Below are 20,695 nucleotides of genomic sequence, written 5' to 3'. Positions count from 1 at the left end.
CGCTACCGGGCCAATCTATTGCACGGAACCATCCCCTCGCCCCACCGGGGAGAGGGTCAGGGTGAGGGGCGCTACTGCGCCGCCTGTTTCGCAGGTGCAACATCATCGTTTGCCGCAGGCTGATTCTCCGGTACGCTGTCGCACGGCTTCTCTTTCGGACAGACCATGTCCAGCATCCTGAGCGTCACGCCGTTACTCCAGCCGAAACCGTCCTGCAACGGATACTCACCGCCGCCACCGCCGGTACCGGTCGAAGAGACATCGTACTTCTCAACCAGTTTCTTCTCGCGATCGTAGGTATGCTGAACGTTTTTCAGGAAACGCCAGGTTACGTCCATCGCCACTTTCTGCTGACCATAGTTCTGCAACCCTTCCACCGCTACCCACTGCAACGGCGCCCAGCCGTTCGGCGCATCCCACTGCTGCCCGCTGTTGATGGTGGTGGTAGAAATACCGCCCGGTTTCAGCAGGCGTGACGACGCGGCTGCGGCCACTTTATCGGCGCGATCCTGTGATGCGGCCTTCACATACAGCGGGAAGAGGGCTGCGGCCGTCAGCTGATTACGCACCTTCCCGGTTTTCAGATCGTAATCCGCATACCAGCCCTCTTTATCGTTCCACAGGTGGCTTTCCATGGCTTTCTGACGTGCGGAGGCCAGCGCGTCATATTTACTTGCACTGGCGTTATCGCCGTCTTCCTGACTGGCGCGGGCCAGCAGTTTTTCCATCTTAAACATCAGCGCATTCAGATCCACCGGCACGATGCTGGTGGTGCGGATGGTACCCAGCTTCTGTGGATCGTCCATCCAGCGGGAGCTGAAATCCCAGCCCGAGGCCGCGGCAGAGCGCAGATCGCGGTAAATCTCGGTGGCCGGACGGTTAGGGTTATTTTTGGCGGTGGTCACGTCATCCAGCCACGACTCAGGGCGCGGCGTGTCCCGATCGTCCCAGTAGCGGTTGAGGATCGAGCCGTCATCCAGTTTCACCACGCGTTTGTTCGCCTGACCAGCCTGGAGCCCATCAGCCCCCTCCATCCAGTAAGCGTACTCTTTCTCCATCTGCGGACGGTATTTCTTCAACGCGTCGCTGTCATGCGTGGCCAGCAATTCCACCATCAGCGAGAAGAACGGCGGCTGAGAGCGGCTCAGGTAGTAGCTGCGGTTACCGTTAGGGATATGGCCCCAGGTATCAAGCTCGTAAGCGAAGTTGTCCACCATGTCGCCGATCTTATCCCAGTGGCCGCTCTCGGCCAGGCCCAGCATGGTGAAATAGCTGTCCCAGTAATAGACTTCGCGGAAGCGTCCTCCCGGCACGACATAGGGCTTTGGCAGGGGCAGGAGGGAGTCCCATTTGTTCGCTTTGTCAGTGGTGCGGGTCAGTACAGGCCACAGATCGTCTATGTGTTCGCGCAGGCTCTGGCCCTCAGGGGGAACGTATTTCTCACCTTCCTTCGGCAGGATAAAGTTCATCTCCACGAAGTGGCGCAGGTCAAAACCGGACTGGGTATGCTGCATCCGGTAATCCGCCAGGATGGTTAGCGGGTCGCTTTTGGGAACGGCATCCGCGAAGGTTTTCTGATCCGGGAACAGTTTGGCACTCTGTACTTCATTAAAGAGGGGGCCAAGGAGAATATCAGGTGAGCTTTGCTGGCTCGTTGGCTGGTCTTCAGCATAACCAAATGCGGTAACACCGAGTAGGGCGCCTGCCAACGTAAGGTGTAACAAGCCAGGGCGTAGCATTCGAGTTTTTATCATCGGTTCATCTCCATTCGTCGCTGGGCAGCGTCACCGCTGTCGTCAATCACCTGAAAACCTTAGACGAATATTGCCCGCTTCGCGTGTTAGATATCCCATTTTGCGCATTACCAGACAATTTACCGCCGCGCCCGGACGTGAGAAGCGCGCCGAAAACTATTTACTCGGGGAATGTTTTTTGGGGAATGATTTTAATTAAATATCCTGTCAGGGCACGCCATGAATATTGACCAGGCTTATGGGTTGCAACCTTTTTTAATTCTGTGAGCGGGATTGTGTTTCTTTATTACATTCCGCGAATAACTTTCCGTGAAGGTCACACAAAGTAAAAAACATAACCGACATAACAAAAAACATAATAGCCTGCCGAAAAGCATTTAGACGAAATAGAGTGGCCCATCACTTTGGGTATTCACTTTTATTTCAGGATGGATTCTATGCAATTTAAAAAAATGGTTGTCCTCGTGGGGGCACTCTGTTCTGGCTCTCTTTTTGCGGCACAAAGCGCGACGAGCGTAGATGAAAAACTGGCGCAACTGGAGGCGCAAATCGAGGCGTTGAAACAACAGCAGGCGGCCAGTCAGCAGGCTGCTCCCGTGGTCGTCCAGTCAGAAGAGTCCGTCAATAAAGACGCACCACCGAAGCTGACGCTTTCGGGCTTTGGAGATATAAAATTTTATGGCGATGTGGAATTTAATATGGATGCTGCCAGCAAAACCGGCAGTCTGACTTCTGTTAAGCAAAGTGCTAATAGCGACTGGGCACCGGGAGATAAAGAACGGTGGGATATTAATGGTCGTATTTTGCTGGGGTTTGATGGTTATCGAAAAATGGATAACGGCCATTTTTCCGGATTTTCTGTACAACCACTGGGCGATTTGGCAGGGCAAATGTACCTTGATGATGCGGTATTTTTCTTTGGCGCAGAAAACGACTGGGAAATTAAAGTTGGACGTTTTGAAGCCTACGATATGTTCCCGCTCAACCAGGATACCTTTGTTGAATACTCGGGCAATACAGCGGACGATCTTTATAGCGACGGCTATGGTTACATTTATATGCTGAAAGAGGGGCGTGGCCGTACCGACAGCGGCGGTAACTTCCTGATGAGTAAAACGCTGGATAACTGGTATTTCGAGCTGAATACGCTGTTCAAAGACGGCAGCGATCTGTACGTCGACCAGCGCTACCATGGCGCGGAACTGGAAAATGATAAGAACGTCGCCTATGTCCGGCCAGTTATTTCGTGGCAGGACGGCCCGTTCTCAACGGCCGTCGCCATGGAAACCAATCTGGTCAACAATGCTGATGGCTATCGGGATGACGCGGGTCGTTGGGTCGATCAGTCTGACCGCACCGGTTACGGATTCACCATGACCTGGGATGGTCTGAAAGCCGATCCTGAGGATGGCATAGTCGTGAATCTCAACACAGCGTATCTTGACGCCGCAGACGAAACGGACTTCACCTCCGGCGTCAATGCCCTGTGGCGTAACGCTGAGCTGGGCTATATTTATGCGCATAACGAAATCGACGAATTTAACACTTCAACCTTTGACGCAGAGTGTGAGAATGATTGCTGGATCACCGAACCGGGTGAGTATGATATTCACACTGTCCATGCGTCGTACCTTATTCCCAACGTAATGAAGATGAAGAACTTTAACATTTACCTGGGCGCCTACGCTTCGTGGGTGAACGCGTCGCCGAAAAAGGGAAGCGATAAGAACGACGATCGTTATGGCGGTCGTGTGCGGTTTAAATATTATTTCTGAAGAGTGTCATGATGCCCCTCTGTTAGCAGGCAGAGGGGCCATTTTGCAGGCCGGGTATGCGCAAGCGTCACCCGGCAATACGATCGGCTACAACCCTTTCTTATCCATCAGCACCGCCAGATCCACCAGACGGTTCGAGAAGCCCCACTCGTTGTCATACCACGACAGGATCTTCACCATATTCCCGCCAATCACCAGCGTTGAAAGCCCGTCGATGATGGATGAGCGCGGGTCGCCCTGATAATCACGGGAGACCAGCGGTTCATCGCTGTAGCCCAGGATGCCTTTCAGCGGCCCGCTGGCGGCAGCCTGACGGAACGCGTCATTCACCTCTTCGGCGGTCACGTTGCGGCTCAGCGTCACCGTCAGATCGACAATCGACACCACCGGAACCGGCACGCGCAGAGAATACCCGGTGAGTTTACCGTCAAGCTCGGGGATCACTTTCCCGAGCGCTTTTGCCGCGCCGCTGGAGTAAGGCACAATGGATAATGCTGCCGCGCGCGCGCCGCGCAGATCTTTTTCCGGCTGGTCATGCAGCGCCTGGCTGTTGGTGTAGGCATGCGTGGTGTTCATCAGCCCGTGCTCAATGCCAAACTGCTGGTGCAGCACCTGCGCCGCTGGCGCCAGACCATTAGTGGTGCAACTCCCGTTGCTGACCACAAAATGCTGGGCCGGATCGTACAGCGTGTGGTTCACACCCATTACCACCGTCAGATCATCATTTTTAGCCGGGGCGGAAATAATGACGCGTTTTGCGCCGCCGCTCGTGATATGCACCGCCGCTTTTTCACGTTCGGTGAAGAAGCCGGTTGCTTCAATTACCACCTCAACGCCTGCGTCTTTCCACGCAATGTTTGCCGGGTCGCGTTCACTGAATACGGTGATGCGTTGCCCGTCAACCTGTAGCGCGCCGTCCGCCGCTTCCACAGGCACCGGCAGCGTGCCGAGCAGAGAGTCATATTTCAGCAGATGGGCGAGGGTTTTACTGTCCGTCAGATCGTTAATGGCCACAATCTGGAGATCCGGGTTGCCCAGCGCTGCGCGCAGGACATTACGTCCGATACGGCCGAAACCGTTAATACCGACCTTAACCATGATGCACTCCTTATCTGTGTTGTCTGGAGTTACTGTAGGCGTCAGGTCAGATGGCGTAAATGACAAAAAAGGATCATATTACGCCATTCTGCGGCAGTGGAAGCGCTGGCGGTATTCGCCCGGCGTGAGATGAAGCTGCTTTTCAAAAACGCGGCGCAGGTTGATGCTGGTACCAAACCCGCTTTTTTCGGCAATGACCTCAAGCGGATCCTGGGTCTGCTCCAGAAGCTGTCGGGCGGCGGCCAGACGCGCTTCGGTGACATAACGGGCCGGAGGCACGCCCACATCACGCGTGAACACGCGGGTGAAATTGCGCGGGCTCATGGCGACCCGTTCGGCCAGCCTTTCGACGCACAAATCTGCGGTGAGGTTTTGCAGGATCCAGCTTTGCAGTTCGCTGACTGGTCCGGTCGCGCCGGACTGCTCCAGATTATAGCGGCTGAACTGTAGCTGGCCGCCAGGCCGACGCAGGTACATCACCATATCCTGCGCCACATTGCGGGCGAGGGTGAAGCCGTAATCATCCTCCACCAGCGCCAGCGTCAGGTCAAACCCGGAGCTGACGCCGCCGGACGTCCAGACGGGGCCATCCTGAACATAGAGCGGGCCGCCCTCAACGTTGACCGCAGGATAGCGGGTTTTCAGGGTTTCCAGAAGCCGCCAGTGGGTCGTTGCCCGGCGCCCATCGAGCAGTCCGGCCTGTGCCAGCAGCAGGGCCCCGCCGCAGACAGAGGCGACGCGTCGCGCATGCGGCGCGGCCAGGTGCAGCCAGTCCACCACGGCGGTGCTCTCCAGCTCATTCATGCCGCGGCCGGTAATGATGATCGTGTCCAGCGGCTCGCGCGGATCAAGCTCCGGCAGGCGATAGTCCGCCAGCAGGTTCAAGCCGGACTGGCCGTGGATCACCAGATGAGGCTGGGTGGTGGCGATAATGGTGCGGTAGCGGGGCTGCGCAAGGCCGTCCGGGTGCAGCCGGTTGGCCTGCATCAGAATGTCGGCGATACCGGCGGCCTCAAACAACATGCCACCATCGGGAACGATAATCAGGATCTTCTTCATGTCCTGAAAAGTACCTTTATCACAAAATAAGTCAAGCGGCAGGCGAACATTGTAGAAGAGACAAATGAGGCGTGCCGGGTGAAAGAGTAGAACGGCAGATGTTGGGAAGAAGTAAAATAAATATGTAGTAACGGTAAAACTTCTTGCGTGAGGTTCACTGTCAGCGCCGCTGAACCCCCCCAGTTTATGGGCTGCAAGGGAGCGCGCTGAACGATGAGAGAGCAAAAAGATGTAGCCGGGCTTAATTGTTTAGGTGCAAAAAATAACCCCAAAGGGGAATTTTGCTCAGGTTATTTCGGATCGCGAAATTAAATTTCTGCCATTTTCTTAGCCGCCATTTGTTTATGCGGGACGCTCGTGCACAATAAAAGTTATCTTCTGAATGCAACAATGAAAATATCCCAGATATATCCCGCAGCGCACAGAAAAAATGAAATTCTACTAATTATGGTAGTGGAGATAATAAGGGGTTACGTTAATGATAGTGGTTCTCTTTTTCCTGTTTAGCCATTAATTTTCATAGAGTTATGCTCGAAATCTGTCTAAGAAAAAGACGATTTTACCTAAGTGCGCATTTTTTATGAGATTAATCCTATAATGCATTGGGCGTATCATTAAACGCCATTAAGCAGGTGGGAAATATTGAATTGATGACAAGCTCATGTAAACTTGTCTACCGTTTGTCAAAATATGTCAGGAGCATGCTGGGCCAGGGAAAAATCATGAACATGCCCGTGTTTAAAGGGTTTGTGGCATAGTGAGTTCACCGTTTTCTTGCTCTAATGGATAAGAACATCACACAACAAACAATAAATTGATGATCGATTTGACGATCATTTTCAGTGTTTTCTAATACCTCCATAGACAAATTGGAGGTCCAACGATGAGTAACCAGCACCCATTTATGCATTTCGATGCCATCCCAGATTATCGCCAACAAGGTAAAGTCGAGCACAAGTTAACTGATATCATTTTGTTAACAATTTGCGCGGTGCTTTCCGGTCAAGATGACTGGAAAGCTATCCATCTTTACGGCACTAGATGGTTAGATTTTCTCAAACGCTTTGGTGATTTTAGTCATGGTGTTCCCTCTGCCATTACCATTGCAAGAGTGATGGGAATGATTAGCGCGACACGCTTACAAAAGTGTTTTATCGAATGGATGAAATCCTGCTGTGAACTGACGGACGGTGAAGTGATCGCCATAGACGGTAAAACCGTGCGTGGCTCTTATGATGATTCCCGTGGGCTTGGTGCTATCCATATGGTTAATGCGTTTGCGACAGAGAATGGCGTGTGCCTTGGACAACATAAAGTTTACGAGAAGTCCAATGAGATAACCGCTATCCCTGAGTTGCTTCAACTGCTTGATATATCGGGTTGTTTAGTCACAATTGATGCGATGGGATGCCAAAAGAAAATCGCGCAAAAGATCCTTGAAAAAAACGCTGATTACTTGCTGGCCGTGAAAGGAAATCAAGGCCGACTTGAGCAAGCTTTTGATAACTATTTTGATATGAGCATGCTGCAAAAACATGATGGTGATTCTTACAGTACCCAAGAAAAATCGCGAGGCAGGCAGGAAACACGACTGGCTTTAGTGAATGAAGATTTAAGTGTTTTGGGCGATCTTGAGTTTGATTGGCCAGGGCTAAAAACGATGGGAATTGTGGTATCGATTAGACAAGAATCAGCAGTGGCCCAAGAGTCAGAAGTAACGGTGCGATATTATATTAGTTCGAAAGCGCTCAGTGCTAAAGAATTGTTAAATGCTTCACGCTCGCACTGGTTAGTCGAGTCGATGCATTGGATGTTGGATACTGCATTTGGTGAAGATGCTTGCCGTAAACGAGCGGAAGAACGAGCAGAGAATTTCGCAAGGATCAGACAGATGTGTTTAAACATGCTAAAAAGTGAAACGACACTAAAAGCGAGTATTAAACACAAAAGAGCGATGTGCGCGATGGATCCGGAGTACCTTTTGAAGGTTCTGGGAAGCCTTTATTTACGGGAATGTTCATGATTTTTCCGTGCATGCTGGGCCCATTTCTGTCGGGTTCGTGCGGTAGCTATGCCTTAAAATAGTTACCTGCTGAAAACATTCCGACTATTTTAACAATAGCACCTAAGTCAAATTTTATCCCCTCTCTTCATCCTCTAAATATCGCTACGGAAAAGCATATGAAACTGCGCGTATTGTTATCACTTTTGTTTGTTATGGCGGTGGCGGGCTGTAAGGCGCCGCAGAAACCAGCGATCACCGATGATACGATTGTGACCAGCCAGGTGAATGGCATCACGCTGACGCACCGTCACGCTGTTACCCCTCCGGCGGAGTTCACTCAGGTGAATGAACCGTACCGTGCCATGTACCCGGCATCCCTGATGAGCCGTCCTGACTACGGCGGAAAAGTGATCCGTACGCTTGAGACCGGCAAAACTTACGTTGTGCTGGGGCAGGTTGAACATTTCTGGATGGCGCTGGCCGATGAAGGGAGTGAACAGCTGATTGGTTACGTGCCGATGCGTGCCGTGATCAAGGCTGACCAGTACGAAGCCACCGTGCGTAAACAGGCACTGCGCCCGAAAGCGCGTAAGAAAACCACCTGTGTTGATGTCGATGGCAACAGCAAAGCCTGCAAAGACAGCGCGAACGGTACCTGGATCCTGAACTAAACGGGTTTCACGAGCATATTTTTATGAATAATAAAAATTTTCATCGGATGTGGTTCCCTTTTTTTGCGTTGATTCTCGCGCTGATCGGTGGTTGTACGTCGTCTTCACACAGCGACCCCTCCCGCTACAATCTTCAGTTTCAGGCTCATCCTCAAATCAATGATTCTGCACCGCTTAAGGTCAGAGTGTTGCTGCTGAAATCCGATGCGGATTTCATGTCCAGTGACTTCTACTCCTTACAGAACAACGCGTCAGCCACGCTTGGCGCGAATCTGCTGAACAGCGATGTGTTCTTCCTGATGCCGGGCCAGCTTTCGAAAACCCTGAGCGGACAAAGCTCACCGGAAGCGCGCTATATCGGCGTGATGGCGGAATACCAGGCGCTGGACGGCAAAAAATGGCGCGTCTCACTTCCTTTGCCTGTTCCCGGCGAAAACGCGATTTACCAGTTCTGGAAATGGTCCGCAGATGAACTCCAGGCCAGCGTCTTTCTTGACGTAAATGGTATCCGGGTCATCAGCCAGTAACGCCCTTCATAACAGGAAAGAGATCATCATGACGAAAGCAGAAAAGGTCGTCTGGACCGAGGGCATGTTCCTGCGTCCCCACCATTTTCAGCGGACAGAAAGTTACCTCCTCAACCACGTTCGTGAGTGGGGGGCCTTGCAGCGATCGTATCTTTGGGGCTTTCTCGACCTTGAGCTGGATGAAGCGATGCTTCGCCAGGGCTGTATTGCCCTGAGCTACTGTAGCGGTTTGCTGCCTGACGGCACCTTTTTCCAGGTTCGCAGCGACCGCAACGGTCCGGCTCCGCTAAAAATTCCCGATAATCTCACCAATGAAAAGGTGGTGCTTGCGCTGCCGGTTCGTCGCGGTGGCCGTGAAGAGGTGATTTTCAGCGAGGAGCAGTCTTCTCTGGCGCGTTTTATTACCTTTGAACAAGAGGTGGAAGACGACAACGCCATGTCGGTTGGGGAGGCGACGGTCCAGTTTGGCCGCCTGCGTCTGACCCTGATGCTGGAGAAAGATCTGACGGCAGAATGGACCGCCATCGGCGTGGCGTACGTCACCGAAAAGCGCAACGACAACCACGTGCGGCTGGATAACAGCTACATTCCGCCAATGCTGAACGCCAATAACAGCCCGCAGCTGTACGGTATGATCAATGACCTGCACGGCTTGCTGGTGCAGCGTAGCCAGCAGATCGGCGGTCGACTGCGCCAGCCGGGGCGTTTCAATACGTCCGAGATGGTTGAGTTCACGCTTCTCTCGCTGATCAACCGCCACCTTGGCGACGTCTCACATTTAAAAACGCTGCCGTTGCTTCACCCTGAAGCGCTCTGGCGCAGCTGGCTGCCGTTTGCCACGGAGCTCGCCACCTGGACGCCGCAGCGTACCGCAGAGAGCATACTGCCGGTATACGACCATGACGATCTCGCCGTTTGCTTCAGCAAACTGATGCTGATGCTGCGTCAGGGGCTGTCGCTGGTCATGGAAGATCATGCCATCCAGCTGCCGTTGCACGAACGCTCCCACGGGCTGAACATCGCCACCGTGCCGGAGACCAGCATGGTCCGCGAATTTGGCTTCGTGCTGGCGGTAAAAGCCAATGTCCCCGGCGAACACCTGCAAACCCATTTCCCTGCCCAGATGAAGGTTGCGCCAGTGTCGAAAATTCGCGATCTGGTCCAGCTCCAGCTGCCGGGCATCATGCTTCGGGCAATGCCCGTCGCGCCGCCGCAGATCCCGTGGCATGCAGGCTACAGCTATTTCGAGCTCGAGAGGGGCAGCGAACTGTGGCACGAGATGGACAAGTCCGGGGCATTCGCGCTGCATCTCGCAGGGGAATTCCCGGGTCTCGATATGGAGTTCTGGGCCATCCGTAGCCCGACAGAATAATAAAGCGAGCGCTTAATATGCAGGAACGACAGGATACCGGCAGTGATGCCGTGTTTACCGGAGCCAGTGGGAACAATCAGCTGGTGGCGGCCGCCAATCCGCTGCTCAATGCGATTCCGCAAATCCGTCATTCGGTTTCCCACGACGATCAGGTCGGGCTGCGCCAGCGCCTGATTGACGAAATTCGCCGTTTCGAAGTGCGATGCCAGCAGGCGGGCTTACCGTATGAAGTGATTGTCGGCGCGCGCTACTGCCTCTGCACGGCGCTGGACGAAGCCGCCGCGCTGACCCCGTGGGGAAGCAGCGGCGTCTGGTCAAGCAATGGTCTGTTGGTGACGTTTCATAACGAAACCTGGGGCGGTGAGAAGTTTTTCCAGCTGCTGGCGCGTCTGTCGCAGAATCCGCGCGAACACATTCTGCTGCTGGAGATGATCAACTACTGTCTGCTGCTCGGCTTTGAAGGCCGCTACCGCGTGCTGGACAATGGCCGGACCCAGCTTGAAACCATTAACCAGCGCCTGTGGCAGATGATCCGTGGCGTGCGCGGCAGCTACCCGCCGCCGCTCTCGCCGCACCCGGAAGATCGCCCCGTTCTGCGCAAGCTCTGGCGGCCGATGATCCCTCTTTGGGCGTGCGTGGCGCTGGTCGGCTTTATCGCCTGCCTGTTCTATATCGTGCTGAACTGGCGTCTGGGTGATAACACCAGCCCGGTGCTGGCGAAAATTTACCAGTCCCAACTGCCGGAAACCACGATCCAGCAGCCTGCGCGTCAGCTGCCGGCGGTGCTGAACCTGCGCGGCTTCCTGAAACCAGAAATTGATGCCGGTCTGGTGGCCGTTAAGGATGAGGTGGATCGCAGCGTGGTGATCCTGAAAGGGGACGGACTCTTTGCCTCGGCCTCAACGGTGGTGCGCGATCGCTATGAGCCGGTCATCGACCGCATCGCCCAGGCGATGAATAACGTCAGCGGCAAAATTCTGGTGGTGGGGTACAGCGACAACGTGCCGATCCGCAGCGCACGCTTCGCTTCTAACTATGAACTCTCGCTTGAGCGCGCCCGTTCGGTGCAAAAACAGCTCCAGGGTAGCCTCTCACAGCCTGAGCGCGTCAAAGCCGAAGGGCGGGGTGAGATCAACCCGGTAGCGCCTAACACCACGCCTGAAAATCGCGCCCGTAACCGCCGCGTAGAGATTACGCTGCTGGTATCGCCTGACAATACCCAGGCCGAGCTGAACGGATTGCCGCAAGGAAACTAAGGATGCTGACAACTCTACTTTCTATACTGACCAATCGCATTCTGTGGAGCTTCCTGGGCGTAACGGCGCTCGCGGCGGTCATCTGGATGATTGGCCCGCTGTTGTCCATCGTGGATACCCGGCCCCTTGAATCAGAGCAGAACCGCGTCATCAGCATTGCGGTGGTCTACCTGATATGGGCCCAGAGCCACATTCTGCCGCGGCTGTATAACGCCTGGCTGAACCGTAAGCTGATGGACAAGCTCAACGAAAATACCACCAGCCCGGAGGCGGCCGATCCGCAGAAACGGCTGAACAGCGAGGAGCAGATCCTTGCCGGGCGTTTCGATGAAGCCGCCCAGATGCTGAAAAAAGCCCACTTCAGCAAAGCAGGACATGGCGCGCAGTGGACGCAGCGCTTCAGCACGCAGTACCTCTATCAGCTGCCGTGGTACGTCATTATTGGCGCGCCGGGTTCCGGTAAAACCACCGCGCTGGCCAACTCCGGGCTGCAATTCCCGCTGGCGGACCGCTTCGGTAAAACCGCGCTGCGCGGCATTGGCGGCACGCGCAACTGTGACTGGTGGTTCACCAACGAGGCGGTTCTGCTGGATACCGCGGGGCGCTACACCACTCAGGAGAGCGAGCAGGTTCAGGACGCCGGGGAGTGGCTGGAATTTATCAACCTGCTGCGTAAATACCGCCGTCGCCAGCCCATCAACGGCGTGATTATCACCATCAGCATTTCCGACCTGCTTTCGCAGTCCGCTGAGGCCTCGCGCCAGCAGGCGGTCAACCTGCGCCAGCGTCTCTCCGAGCTGCATGAACAGCTGGGTATTCGCTTCCCGGTGTATGTGATGGTGACCAAAGCGGACCTGCTTAAAGGCTTCCGCGCCTGGTTTGCGGATTACGACAAAGCCCAGCGCGACCAGATCTGGGGCTTTACGCTGCCGTGGGAGCAGACCAAACACGCCGATTACGACCTGATGGGCAACTTCCAGCAGGAATTTTCCCTGCTGCAACAGCGTCTGGATGCTGGCCTTCCGGAAACCATGCTCAAAGAGCATGACGCCAAAACCCGTGCGGAAGCCTATCTCTTCCCGCAGGAGTTCGCCGCGCTGCGTCCGCTGCTGGCTGACTACCTGAGCACGGTCTTTGCCCGCTCAAACTTCGAAACCGAATTTTCGCCGCGTGGCATCTACTTTGCCAGCGGCACTCAGGAAGGGATGCCGTTTGACCGCGTGATGGGCGAGCTGAACCGCGCGCTCTCCTTACCTGAAGGGGGGGAAAGCACGCGCTGGGATTCGGTGAGCAAAGAGGCGCCGATCCCGGGCGCGAAGGGCCAAAGCTTCTTCATTAAAAACCTGCTGCAAAACGTGATTTTCCAGGAAGCGGGCATCGCCGGGGAAAACCGCTGGTGGGAACTGCGCAACCGCGCCGTGATGTGGTCCGGCTACGCGGCGCTGCTGGCCCTGCTGGTGATCCTGGGTGGCCTGTGGCTGACCAGCTACGCCAAAAATAAAGCCTATCTGGAAGAAGTGGACGCAAAAGTGCCGATGCTGGAGCAGCAGAGCAAGGCGCTGCAAAACCAGCCCCAGCGCGATCTGTTTGCGCTTCTGCCGCTGCTTAACAGCCTGGTGGATCTGCCGAAAAGCAATGCCTTCGACGTTAACGACCCGCCGGTTTCCCGCCGCATGGGGCTTTATCGCGGGGATGACGTCAGCGATGCCTCGCAGTCTCTGTATCAGAAGGCGCTGGATCAGATGCTGCTGCCCGCCGTGGCGATGCACATTACCACCTGGCTGCGCAACGACAACGGCAGCGACGTGGAGTACAGCTATGAGGCGCTGAAAGCCTATCAGATGCTCTACCAGCCGAAGCACTATGACGGCAAATTCCTGCACTCGTGGGTGATGCTCAACCTGCAACGCAACCTGCCACAGAACGTGACGCAGGCGCAGCTTCAGGAGCTGGAATGGCACCTGACCCAGCTGCTGGAGCCAAAAATTCAGGCTTCACCGTATGCGCAGGATGAGGATCTGGTGGCACGTGAAAGAGCGCTTATCAACCAGCAGCCGCTCTCAACACGCGTATATGGCCGCCTGAAACGTCTGCTGGAGCATGATGAAAACCTGAAGCCGGTTTCGCTTTCAGATCTCGGCGGCCCGCAGAGCGAGCTGGTGTTTTCCCGTAAAAGCGGCAAGCCGGTGAGTGAGGGCGTACCGGGCCTCTATACGCCGGACGGCTACTGGAAGAGCTTCAACGACCAGATCGACAGCGTGACCACCGCCCTGCACAAGGACGATGCCTGGGTACTGGGAGCGACCACCGCCCAGGAAGATAAACAGCAGATCGACAACGCCGTGCGCCAGCTCTACATGCGCGACTTTATCGTCAACTGGGATCGCTTTCTCGCTGACATTCAGCTCAACAACAGCGCCGATCTTTCCCAGCGTATTAACACCGCGCGCCTGCTTTCAGGCACCAACTCGCCGCTGCGCCGTCTGGTGCTTAACCTGAGCAAGGTGCTGACCCTGTCGCGCACTGCGCCTGCGCCGGAAGATGCGCAGAAAGCGGAAGACCAAAGCAACCGCGCCACCCGCACGCTGGAAGCGCTGTTCAGCAACGGTGACAATGCCCCGACGCAGGGCGCGGTTGTGACGCAGGCGCCTGAGCAACTGGTGACTGACCACTATGCGCCGATGATTGAGCTGGCGCAGCCGCTGGAGAAGGGTGGCAAGACCATCGTCTTTGACGATTTTCTTAAGCAGGTTGACGAGCTTTATCGCTACCTGACCGCCGTTCAGGATGCGGCAAACAGCGGTATGCCTGCGCCGGGCGGGGATGCAATCAGCCGCCTGCAAGCCAGCGCGGGCCGTCTGCCGGGCGGGCTGCAAACCATGTTCAGCAATATGGCCGTCGGCGCCAGCAGCGACACCCAGCGTCGCGATCTGGAGAACGTGCGTAAGCGCATCAACGTGGAAGTGGGTGGGTTCTGCCGTCAGGCGATTGCCGGGCGTTATCCGCTGGTGCGCAGCGCCAGCACCGAGGTGACGCCGGACGATCTCGCCCGCATGTTCGCGCCGGGCACCGGTCTGATGGACACCTTTTTCCGCGACAACCTGACCAACAAGGTGGACACCACCCAGGCGAACTGGCGCTTTATGCCGGGCATCGACGGTAAAACGCTGCCGGGCAGCGAAGGGCTGTTGCGTCCGTTCCAGCAGGCGCAGTCTGTCCGCGATGCCTTCTTTGCCAACGGCGCGACCACGCCATCCTTTAAGGTCACGGTGCGCACCGTGCGGATGGACAACACCATTCTGAACCTGACGCTGGACGTGGACGGTCAGCTGCTGCGCTACAGCCACGGTCCGCAGGCGGTGCAGATCATGACCTGGCCGGGGCCGGGCGGGACGAACCAGGTGCGTATGCAGCTCGGTCTGGCCAATGGCAGCACCGCAACGCTGGTGACCAACGGTTCCTGGGCGCTCAACCGCTTTTTCGACAAGGCGCGCACCAGCCCTGGCGCGGGTAGCCTGAGCCGTCAGGCGACCTTCAACGTCGACGGACATCAGGTCACGCTGGAGTTTGCCCCGAACAGCATCCGCAACCCGTTCCAGCTTCCCCGTTTCTCATGCCCATAACCGCAAGGACAGCCGTATGACGAATACCCCTGCGATGAACCGTTATAGCTGGTATGGCAAATTACCCAGCGCCGGAGATTTTTTGCAGCGTCGCTTTCCGGATACCCTGCAACGCCAGTGGTCGCACTGGTTCCAGGTCGGCCTGCTGGCCTGGCAACAGGAAGAGCAGCGCAGCGGCGAGCGCCCGTTTTCAAAAGCCCCGGTGTGGAACTTTGTCGTCCCGCCGATGCTCGGTAGCCAGATGATTCAGATGGGCTGCCTGTTGCCGGGCCGTGACAGCGTAGGCCGCCACTATCCGGTATGCCTGCAACTGAGCTTCACCCCCGCCGAGTGGTCATCCCGCCTGCTCGGGCAGGCTGAAAGCTGGTACCAGCAGCTTGGCCGTCTGGGGCTGCACGCGGTGCGTAACAGCTATTCTGCCTCCCAGCTGGATGAAATGCTGATGACCATCCCGGCGCCCCAGCCGGTTGAGCCGCAAAAGCGTTCCGACATTCTCGACGTGATTGGTTATGACGACGATGGTCAGAGCACGCTGGGCTGGCCGCAGGCGGCGGAGTGTTTTGATCCGCTGCGCCAGACCAGCTACTGGTGGACAAACCGCTGCGACGGCTATCCGCTGTACACCCACGTCCACAGCGGTAACTTCACCGGGCAGCTCTTTACGCTGCTGTTCGATCCGGCAGGCGGCGCCCGTCCGGGCCGCCACGGTCTTTACCCGCCTATGTTTGAATAAGCAGGGATCTTATGAATATCGATGAATTTCTCGCGCCGATAAGCCCCGATACCCCCTGCGGTGAAAACCTGGAGTACGACGCTGATTTCCAGGCCATGGGGCAGGCCAGTCAGGGCAAAGCCGAGCAGCAGTTTGGCGACACCATCATTCCGGCAGAGCCTGCCGACTGGAATACGGTGGAAAAACTCGCCACCAGCCTGCTGGGACGCACCAAAGATCTTCGCGTCATGCTGGCGTTAACCCATGCCTGGACACGTCGTCGCGGGCTGGCAGGTTACGCCGACGGGCTACTGCTGGTGCAGGAAGCCCTGTCCCGTTACTGGGAGCAACTTTACCCGCTGCTGGAAGAGTATGGCGAAACCGATCCGTTCTACCGCATCAACGCCCTCGCCGGGCTGAGCGATAAATCTGACCTGACGGTCGCGGTGCGTAACGCCTCACTGCTCCGCTCAAACGGCGATGAGATTTCGCTCCGTGACGCCCAGGCGCTGCTTGACGGCAGTAAAACCGAGTGTCCGGATTATCCGGGCGGTCGTCCACGACTGATCGATGAGCTGGCCCGGGGCGATCAGCCTGGCACCGAAGCGGTAATCGTGATCAACGAACGCCTGCTGGCCATCCGCGAACTGCTTACCGGCTATCTCGGGGAAAGTGGCGTACCGGAGATGGAACAGCTGCTGAAAACCGTCGGGCTGGTTTCCAGCGCCTGTCAGGTGACCGATATCAGCAAGCTGCTGCCGACCCGTGACGCGCAGGCTGAACAGCATGCCGAGCCGCAGCCGGTGGCCGCGTCGCCCGTTCAGCAGGTGACGGACTGGCGCAGCGTGCAGGTGACCAGCCGCGCCGACGCCCAGCTGATGCTGGAAAAAGCGAAACAGTATTTTGCGCAGTACGAACCGAGTCACCCCGCGCCGCTGATGATTGAACGGGTGCAGCGGCTGTCTGAACTCAACTTTATGGACATTATTCGCGACCTGGCGCCAGACGGCGTTAACCAACTGGAAAACATCTTTGGACGCCGCGAATGACGCGTCCTGGCATTATGACGACAGGCATGGAGTCTGCCGTTTCACCTTCACCGCGCATCTTTGATGGAGAACATCATGGCAATGAGTAACAGTGGACAGAAATTCATCGCACGCAACCGTGCTCCCCGCGTGCAGATCGAGTACGACGTAGAGATCTACGGCGCAGAACGCAAAATTCAGCTGCCGTTTGTGATGGGCGTTATGGCCGATCTGGTTGGCAAGCCGGTGGAAAACCTGCCAGCCGTCGACGAGCGTAAGTTCCTGGAAATCGACATCGACAACTTCGACGAACGCATGAAGGCGCTGAAGCCGCGCGTGGCGTTCCAGGTGGATAACACCCTGACCGGCGAAGGTAAGCTCAACGTCGATCTGACCTTCGACAGCATGGACGACTTCCTGCCGGACGCGGTGGCCCGCAAAGTAGAGCCGCTGAACAAGCTGCTGGAAGCCCGTACCCAGCTCTCCAACCTGCTGACCTACATGGACGGTAAAAACGGTGCGGAAGAGCTGATCGCGAAAATTCTCCAGGATCCGACGCTGCTCAAATCCCTGAGCCAGTTGCCAAAAAATGACGAAAGTGCGAAAGGTAGCGAGGAATAATCGATGAGCAACCAGACTCAACAACACGATCAGCAGGCGGGCCAGGCGTTCAGCCAGGACGAGTTCAGCGCGCTGCTGAATAAAGAGTTCCGCCCGAAAACCGATCAGGCGCGCTCTGCCGTAGAAAGCGCGGTTAAAACCCTGGCGCAGCAGGCGCTGGAAAACACCGTGACCTTCTCAAACGATACCTACCGCACCCATTCAGAACCTGATTGCCGGTATTGACGAGCAGCTTTCGCAGCAGGTGAACCATATCATTCACCACGAGGAGTTCCAGAAACTGGAGAGCGCCTGGCGCGGCCTGAGCTACCTGGTGAACAACACCGAAACCGACGAGATGCTGAAGATCCGCTTTATGAGCATCTCCAAGCAGGAGCTGGGCCGCACCCTGAAACGCTACAAGGGCGTGGGCTGGGACCAGAGCCCGATCTTCAAAAAAATCTACGAGCAGGAGTACGGCCAGTTCGGTGGCGAGCCGTTTGGCTGCATCGTGGGCGACTACTACTTCGACCACAGCCCGCAGGACGTTGAGCTGCTGGGCGAGATGGCGCGCATCGGCTCTGCGGCCCACTGTCCGTTCATCACCGGCACCGCGCCGGGCGTGATGCAGATGGAGTCCTGGCAGGAGCTGGCTAACCCGCGCGACCTGACCAAAATCTTCCAGAACACCGAATACGCTGCCTGGCGTTCACTGCGTGAATCAGAAGATGCCCGCTATCTGGGCCTGGTGATGCCGCGCTTCCTGTCGCGTCTGCCGTACGGCATTCGCACCAACCCGGTCGACAGCTTTGATTTTGAAGAGCAGACCGACGGCGCGAACCACAACAGCTACTCGTGGGCAAACGCTGCCTATGCGATGGCGGCCAACATCAACCGCTCCTTTAAAGAGTACGGCTGGTGCACCTCGATTCGCGGCGTGGAATCCGGCGGGGCGGTGGAAAACCTGCCGTGTCACACCTTCCCGAGCGATGACGGCGGCGTGGACATGAAGTGCCCGACCGAGATCGCCATCAGCGACCGTCGTGAAGCGGAACTGGCGAAAAACGGCTTTATGCCGTTGGTGCACCGCAAAAACTCCGACTTCGCCGCCTTCATCGGCGCGCAGTCCCTGCAAAAACCGGCCGAGTATCATGACCCGGACGCCACCGCGAACGCGCGTCTGGCCTCCCGTCTGCCGTACCTGTTCGCCTGCTGCCGTTTTGCTCACTACCTGAAGTGCATCGTGCGCGACAAAATCGGCTCCTTCCGCGAGCGCGAAGAGATGGAACGCTGGCTGAACGACTGGGTGATGAACTACGTGGACGGCGACCCGGCTAACTCCTCCCAGGAAACCAAGTCCCGCAAACCGCTGGCGGCGGCGGAAGTGCAGGTGCAGGAAATCGAAGACAACCCGGGCTACTACGCCGCGAAGTTCTTCCTGCGTCCGCACTACCAGCTGGAAGGTCTGACCGTTTCCCTGCGTCTGGTATCTAAACTGCCGTCGCTGAAGACGAAGGACGCGTAATGATAATTGCCGCCGGGGGGCCATGCCCGGCGTTAGCTTTATAGTATGGAAATTTGAGAGGAAATATGACCGCGAGACCTTCGTTTGTTGCTGCCTGGGCGGCGGCAACACGTATTTACGATGCAAATGATTCTATCGGCAAAGTTAAGCAAGTTATCGGCGGCAAAGTTAAGCACAATTTCGAAATAGCGCCAGATGAGGGCGGGTGGTCAAATAGTTGTGCCGTACGGATGAGTTATGTTCTTAACTATACCGGGCATCCCGTTCCGCGTATTGCAAATCTCACGGTATCCGGTGCTGATAATAAATGGTACTTCTACCGCGTAAAGGATGTCATTGCCTGGTTGACGCGTCAGTGGGGTAAACCTGACATGATCGTGAGTTATCCTTCCTTACCCGTTGAGCAATTAGCCAACAAAAAGGGCGTAATTCTGTTTGAGGTACAGGGCTGGAGTGACGCCGCAGGTCATGCAACATTCTGGAATGGTTTAACCTGTTCGGATCACTGTTATTTCAATGCGCCGGAGACGAATTACACGACGACCAAAGCTAATTTTTGGGAGTTGCCATGAAAAAAATGATTGCTAGTCTACTGTTGCTCACCAGTTCCGCCTCTGTGTATGCAACTGACGATCCGGTGTCGTTTGTCAAAAAAATGCCTTATAAGCAAGTTGTTAAAGACGTTGTTTTTTCTCGCTGCCTGGCACAAGTTGCAGATGATAAAAGCCACTTTTCTCTGGATGCAGCCCGTAGCAGTAGCGCATTACTGGAATGGGTGCCTTTCGATATTGAAAATGGCAATGACAAAATTAATGCCCTTATTAATAAATATAAAGGCGCAACCAATGCCTTTCATTCTGAGAGCAAACCCGATGTAAAAGGCGTAACCTTAAACTGCCTGCGTCTTTATCATAGTGACGAACTTAATCAACTTGCTCCTCAATTAATCATCGGAAATCCTGACCGCACCTGGATTCAGGATAATCCACAATAGTATAAGACTTCACATTCTTTCCTTTCGTTCAGGGGGAATGTAAGACTGTCAAATGACACGGGTCGTTTGATATGAGGCAGAGGTAAAATATGGACGGTTTTATTCAGCCCCATGCTTTCCTGTTTGCCATATAAGGGCTTTTTCGAAAGCAATATTGTTCATCCACGAAGAGTAGATATTATGGCTATTGATATGTTTCTGAAGGTCGAGGGTGTTACGGGCGAATCTAAAGATTCTAACCACACCGGCTGGACTGATATTACCTCCTTCTCCTGGGGCGCGTCCCAGCCAGGTAATATGAGCGTTGGCGGTGGCGGCGGTGCCGGTAAAGTGAACTTTAACGATCTGCACGTTAACGCTCTGATCGACAAATCCACTACAGCAATCCTGAAACACTGCGCAAGCGGTAAACACCTGACCAAAGTTGAACTGTCCGTCTGCAAAGCGGGTGGTCAGCAGGTTGAATACACCCGCATCACCCTGGAAGACGTTCTCGTGACTTCCGTTCAGTACACGGGTGCAGACAACGGCGATACCGTTGGCGTGACCTATGCATTCCAGGCTGCGAAAGTGAAACAGCAGTACTGGGAGCAGACCACTGCCGGTGGTAAAGGTGCTGAAAGCAGCGCTGGCTGGAACATCAAAGAAAATAAAGAAGCGTAATTGCGCGCGTGACCGGGGAGTTTTCCCCGGTCA

Annotated in this window: 16 protein-coding genes and 1 pseudogene; 14 read left to right on the top strand and 3 right to left on the bottom strand. The window is 55.6% G+C overall.

Translation table 11 applies throughout. From position 1 onward, the window contains the following. Positions 1 to 71: 71 nt before the first annotated feature. Entirely contained in the window at positions 72 to 1,754 is a 1,683-nt protein-coding gene (locus AC4OVU_RS12695; protein ID WP_023303876.1) for an alpha,alpha-trehalase, read from the bottom strand. Between the two features lie 437 nt (positions 1,755 to 2,191). Between AC4OVU_RS12695 and AC4OVU_RS12690 the strand changes: the two genes are divergently transcribed. Then, on the top strand, positions 2,192 to 3,529 hold the full coding sequence (locus AC4OVU_RS12690; protein ID WP_491928696.1) for a carbohydrate porin: 1,338 nt from the start codon (positions 2,192 to 2,194) through the stop codon (positions 3,527 to 3,529). 87 nt (positions 3,530 to 3,616) lie between these two features. On the opposite strand, the gene gap is transcribed toward AC4OVU_RS12690, so the two are convergent. Together gap and AC4OVU_RS12680 are read right to left on the bottom strand one after the other, a co-directional pair. Continuing rightward, positions 3,617 to 4,627, bottom strand: a complete 1,011-nt coding sequence (gap, locus tag AC4OVU_RS12685) for a type I glyceraldehyde-3-phosphate dehydrogenase (RefSeq protein WP_015570325.1) — start codon at positions 4,625 to 4,627, stop codon at positions 3,617 to 3,619. A 78-nt stretch (positions 4,628 to 4,705) separates the two neighbouring features. Next, a complete protein-coding gene (locus tag AC4OVU_RS12680; protein WP_023303874.1) occupies positions 4,706 to 5,686 on the bottom strand; it encodes a GlxA family transcriptional regulator in 981 nt (326 codons plus the stop codon). Positions 5,687 to 6,569: 883 nt separating this feature from the next. On the opposite strand from AC4OVU_RS12680, the gene AC4OVU_RS12675 reads away from it, so the two are divergent. From AC4OVU_RS12675 to AC4OVU_RS12615, 13 genes and pseudogenes are all read left to right on the top strand, one after another. Continuing rightward, positions 6,570 to 7,709 carry an ISAs1 family transposase gene (locus tag AC4OVU_RS12675; RefSeq protein ID WP_024250307.1) on the top strand — a complete coding sequence of 380 codons (1,140 nt, stop codon included), beginning with the start codon at positions 6,570 to 6,572 and terminating at the stop codon, positions 7,707 to 7,709. 158 nt (positions 7,710 to 7,867) lie between these two features. Next, complete coding sequence (locus AC4OVU_RS12670) at positions 7,868 to 8,362, top strand: hypothetical protein (RefSeq protein WP_006810964.1); 495 nt, start codon at positions 7,868 to 7,870, stop codon at positions 8,360 to 8,362. Positions 8,363 to 8,385: 23 nt separating this feature from the next. Then, the gene (gene tssJ, locus AC4OVU_RS12665; RefSeq protein WP_022648418.1) at positions 8,386 to 8,889 is read left to right on the top strand and encodes a type VI secretion system lipoprotein TssJ; all 504 of its coding nucleotides are present in this window, start codon (positions 8,386 to 8,388) and stop codon (positions 8,887 to 8,889) included. 28 nt (positions 8,890 to 8,917) lie between these two features. Further along, positions 8,918 to 10,261 (top strand): type VI secretion system baseplate subunit TssK, encoded by a 1,344-nt coding sequence (tssK, locus tag AC4OVU_RS12660; RefSeq protein WP_015570328.1) that lies wholly within the window; start codon positions 8,918 to 8,920, stop codon positions 10,259 to 10,261. Positions 10,262 to 10,278: 17 nt separating this feature from the next. Further along, a complete protein-coding gene (locus AC4OVU_RS12655; protein ID WP_491928695.1) occupies positions 10,279 to 11,517 on the top strand; it encodes a DotU family type VI secretion system protein in 1,239 nt (412 codons plus the stop codon). A gap of 2 nt (positions 11,518 to 11,519) precedes the next feature. Continuing rightward, positions 11,520 to 15,140, top strand: a complete 3,621-nt coding sequence (gene tssM / locus AC4OVU_RS12650; RefSeq protein ID WP_110292844.1) for a type VI secretion system membrane subunit TssM — start codon at positions 11,520 to 11,522, stop codon at positions 15,138 to 15,140. Positions 15,141 to 15,156: 16 nt separating this feature from the next. Then, positions 15,157 to 15,873 (top strand): type VI secretion system-associated protein TagF, encoded by a 717-nt coding sequence (gene tagF, locus AC4OVU_RS12645; protein ID WP_015570330.1) that lies wholly within the window; start codon positions 15,157 to 15,159, stop codon positions 15,871 to 15,873. An 11-nt stretch (positions 15,874 to 15,884) separates the two neighbouring features. Continuing rightward, positions 15,885 to 16,901, top strand: a complete 1,017-nt coding sequence (tssA, locus tag AC4OVU_RS12640) for a type VI secretion system protein TssA (RefSeq protein ID WP_032653920.1) — start codon at positions 15,885 to 15,887, stop codon at positions 16,899 to 16,901. Between the two features lie 75 nt (positions 16,902 to 16,976). Next, the gene (gene tssB, locus AC4OVU_RS12635) at positions 16,977 to 17,501 is read left to right on the top strand and encodes a type VI secretion system contractile sheath small subunit (protein ID WP_008502644.1); all 525 of its coding nucleotides are present in this window, start codon (positions 16,977 to 16,979) and stop codon (positions 17,499 to 17,501) included. 3 nt (positions 17,502 to 17,504) lie between these two features. Then, a pseudogene (gene tssC, locus AC4OVU_RS12630) lies at positions 17,505 to 19,005 on the top strand (type VI secretion system contractile sheath large subunit). 65 nt (positions 19,006 to 19,070) lie between these two features. Beyond that, a complete protein-coding gene (locus tag AC4OVU_RS12625; protein WP_017384301.1) occupies positions 19,071 to 19,577 on the top strand; it encodes a type VI secretion system amidase effector protein Tae4 in 507 nt (168 codons plus the stop codon). Further along, positions 19,574 to 19,999: a T6SS amidase immunity protein Tai4 family protein gene (locus AC4OVU_RS12620; protein ID WP_491928694.1), complete on the top strand. Its 426-nt coding sequence runs from the start codon at positions 19,574 to 19,576 to the stop codon at positions 19,997 to 19,999. The genes AC4OVU_RS12625 and AC4OVU_RS12620 overlap by 4 nt, the downstream gene beginning before the upstream one ends. Positions 20,000 to 20,179: 180 nt before the next feature. Continuing rightward, the gene (locus tag AC4OVU_RS12615; protein ID WP_014884229.1) at positions 20,180 to 20,662 is read left to right on the top strand and encodes an Hcp family type VI secretion system effector; all 483 of its coding nucleotides are present in this window, start codon (positions 20,180 to 20,182) and stop codon (positions 20,660 to 20,662) included. Positions 20,663 to 20,695: the final 33 nt, after the last annotated feature.

The organism is Enterobacter sp. 6722112, assembly GCF_058661685.1.
Note: the sequence above shows the minus strand (reverse complement) of the source record. Positions and strands in the feature narration are given on the sequence as shown.

What these genes read in the sequence shown, in the direction of transcription:
- AC4OVU_RS12625 (WP_017384301.1), top strand. Translation starts at nt 19,071, where the DNA reads ATGACCGCGAGACCTTCGTTTGTTGCTGCCTGGGCGGCGGCAACACGT.
- AC4OVU_RS12675 (WP_024250307.1), top strand. Translation starts at nt 6,570, where the DNA reads ATGAGTAACCAGCACCCATTTATGCATTTCGATGCCATCCCAGATTAT.
- AC4OVU_RS12680 (WP_023303874.1), bottom strand. Translation starts at nt 5,686, where the DNA reads ATGAAGAAGATCCTGATTATCGTTCCCGATGGTGGCATGTTGTTTGAG.
- tssJ (WP_022648418.1), top strand. Translation starts at nt 8,386, where the DNA reads ATGAATAATAAAAATTTTCATCGGATGTGGTTCCCTTTTTTTGCGTTG.
- AC4OVU_RS12695 (WP_023303876.1), bottom strand. Translation starts at nt 1,754, where the DNA reads ATGATAAAAACTCGAATGCTACGCCCTGGCTTGTTACACCTTACGTTG.
- AC4OVU_RS12690 (WP_491928696.1), top strand. Translation starts at nt 2,192, where the DNA reads ATGCAATTTAAAAAAATGGTTGTCCTCGTGGGGGCACTCTGTTCTGGC.
- AC4OVU_RS12615 (WP_014884229.1), top strand. Translation starts at nt 20,180, where the DNA reads ATGGCTATTGATATGTTTCTGAAGGTCGAGGGTGTTACGGGCGAATCT.
- tssB (WP_008502644.1), top strand. Translation starts at nt 16,977, where the DNA reads ATGGCAATGAGTAACAGTGGACAGAAATTCATCGCACGCAACCGTGCT.
- AC4OVU_RS12655 (WP_491928695.1), top strand. Translation starts at nt 10,279, where the DNA reads ATGCAGGAACGACAGGATACCGGCAGTGATGCCGTGTTTACCGGAGCC.
- tagF (WP_015570330.1), top strand. Translation starts at nt 15,157, where the DNA reads ATGACGAATACCCCTGCGATGAACCGTTATAGCTGGTATGGCAAATTA.
- gap (WP_015570325.1), bottom strand. Translation starts at nt 4,627, where the DNA reads ATGGTTAAGGTCGGTATTAACGGTTTCGGCCGTATCGGACGTAATGTC.
- tssA (WP_032653920.1), top strand. Translation starts at nt 15,885, where the DNA reads ATGAATATCGATGAATTTCTCGCGCCGATAAGCCCCGATACCCCCTGC.
- AC4OVU_RS12670 (WP_006810964.1), top strand. Translation starts at nt 7,868, where the DNA reads ATGAAACTGCGCGTATTGTTATCACTTTTGTTTGTTATGGCGGTGGCG.
- AC4OVU_RS12620 (WP_491928694.1), top strand. Translation starts at nt 19,574, where the DNA reads ATGAAAAAAATGATTGCTAGTCTACTGTTGCTCACCAGTTCCGCCTCT.
- tssM (WP_110292844.1), top strand. Translation starts at nt 11,520, where the DNA reads ATGCTGACAACTCTACTTTCTATACTGACCAATCGCATTCTGTGGAGC.
- tssK (WP_015570328.1), top strand. Translation starts at nt 8,918, where the DNA reads ATGACGAAAGCAGAAAAGGTCGTCTGGACCGAGGGCATGTTCCTGCGT.